Source organism: Psychrobacter sp. JCM 18901, from assembly GCF_000586435.1.
Taxonomy (GTDB): Bacteria; Pseudomonadota; Gammaproteobacteria; order Pseudomonadales; family Moraxellaceae; genus Psychrobacter.
In genome coordinates this window covers 1-1,896 of sequence record NZ_BAWH01000044.1, presented here as the reverse complement: position 1 = coordinate 1,896, position 1,896 = coordinate 1, and the positions used below count along the sequence as shown (strand labels likewise).

Annotated in this window: 2 protein-coding genes and 1 pseudogene; all 3 read right to left on the bottom strand. The window is 39.0% G+C overall.

Annotated elements, in window-relative coordinates:
• Nucleotides 1-3: 3 nt before the first annotated feature.
• Nucleotides 4-423, bottom strand: coding sequence for a TetR family transcriptional regulator C-terminal domain-containing protein (locus TT11_RS16490; protein WP_261871192.1), 420 nt, complete (start codon nt 421-423; stop codon nt 4-6).
• 368 nt (nt 424-791) lie between these two features.
• A complete protein-coding gene (locus TT11_RS16485; protein ID WP_261871191.1) occupies nt 792-1,478 on the bottom strand; it encodes a sulfite exporter TauE/SafE family protein in 687 nt (228 codons plus the stop codon).
• A gap of 186 nt (nt 1,479-1,664) precedes the next feature.
• A pseudogene (locus TT11_RS16480) lies at nt 1,665-1,896 on the bottom strand (tripartite tricarboxylate transporter permease); the annotation flags it as partial.

The following is a 1,896-nucleotide window of genomic DNA, read 5'->3' as shown; positions in this document are numbered from 1 at the left end:
AAATCACGGAATCAAACTCTCTACCAGAAGTTGAATGCTAGTATTTAATGCCTCATTAGCGAACTTCTTATTTCTCAAACTATGATTACACACCGCTTCAGTTTGAATAGAAAAATCAGAATAGTGCTGAGTGACTGCCCAAATATGGAAAATCAAATGGATGGCAGACACGGACTTAGTCTTGTTATCTGCAATCCAGCCATCAATCACTGCCACCTTTTCACGAACCAAAAACTTCAAAGGGCCTTTTAATACGGCCATCAAATGAGGTGCCCCTTGTATAATCTCTAACGCATACAGTCTTGATGCTGCCGGTGATTTTTTTGAGATTTTATACTTTTCTTCAATATAGGTCTTAAGGGTAACCCTTGGATCTTGGTTGGCGTTAATCTTACTCAAAGGCGATAACCACTTACTCAGCACCTTTTCTAAAACAGCAACATACAGAACTTCTTTACTTTGGAACAACCTCTACTATTTTAAAGTAGATCAACTAAATGCTATGGAGTGACAATATCTTACATGTATTGATTCTATCGAATTATAGGTATTATATGATTGAACAATAACAATGTAAGTTGTAATGCAATTAATCAAAATACTGTACGCAGATATTCAATCGGTAAAAATATATGCGGTGAAAGTACTGTCATTGTTTGTGCAAATGTACTATGAATAGTTATGGCATAGAATGGAAGGTTCTCTAGAACAGCACATCAATATTTCTTATTATCATTATTAGGCCACTGATAACCATTAGTATCAGTAGCATGATTCTAAACTGGCTAATACTAATGCCTGCTAAAAAGCGTTTGCCAATGATATTGCCAATCACGGCGCCCAGTCCTAATACAAGACCATACGCCCATATCTTGACGGTGAGTATCCCAAAAAAAGGTGTAGCTGATGATTTGTACAATACCTACAAAGAAAGAATTAGCTGTTTTGGTCGCAATAAGACTTTCTTTTTCCAGTCCAGCATTCATATAAAAAGGGTTAAGAATAGGGCCGAGGCCACCTACCAAGGTGCTCATAAAAGCAATGGCAAAGCCCACAGGTACAAAACCTACTTTTGGCATATCAAATGTCTTGCTTACCTTACCAAACTTGTATTGGAAAATAGTCGAGACTAAAAATGCGCCAACCAATAACTGAATCCAGCCTGCGTCCAAACGACTAAACACCAATGCGGCTAGCCATGCACCTACGATAGCGCTTGGGACATAATACTTGGTCAATGACCAATCAATATCATGCCAAAATAGATAAAGTCGTGAGGCATTACTCAGAAAGGTAGCCACGTTGATCACAGGTGGTGCAATCGCTGTCCCTACCATCGAAGAGGTAACTGGTATCAGCAACATAGCGCCGCCACCGCCGGATATAGTGGAGATAATAAAAGCAACCATGCCAGCGATGAACAAACCTACTAAGTGCCAAGTTGGAATGGTTTGCAATAAATCTAAAACAAAGAGCACTATAAAATCCTATTTCATAAGTGACATCAAGTAGTGATGTTTTGCTAATTTTGGACAGCTGACAAAAAGAGCTAGGAGTATTAAACAACTATTGCAAGTAGGGTGAAATTATCTCTAAAAAAACGGTGGCCATACATAGAGTATAACCACCGCCGGAGAGACATTTAGAGACAAACTAGCAAGAACTTATGCAGCAGTCTTCTTAAAGCGCTTACGATACATTTTACGAATGATTGGCATGAATATCATGACAACTACCAGGCCCCATAGTGACACAGTGATTGGGCTACTCCATAGAATAGACATCTCACCTTGAGAAATAGACAAGGCACGTCTGAGGTTAGACTCCATTAGCTCTCCCAGTACATAACCTAGAATAAGGGCTGATAGAGGGAAATGTAGCTTACGTAAGAAATAA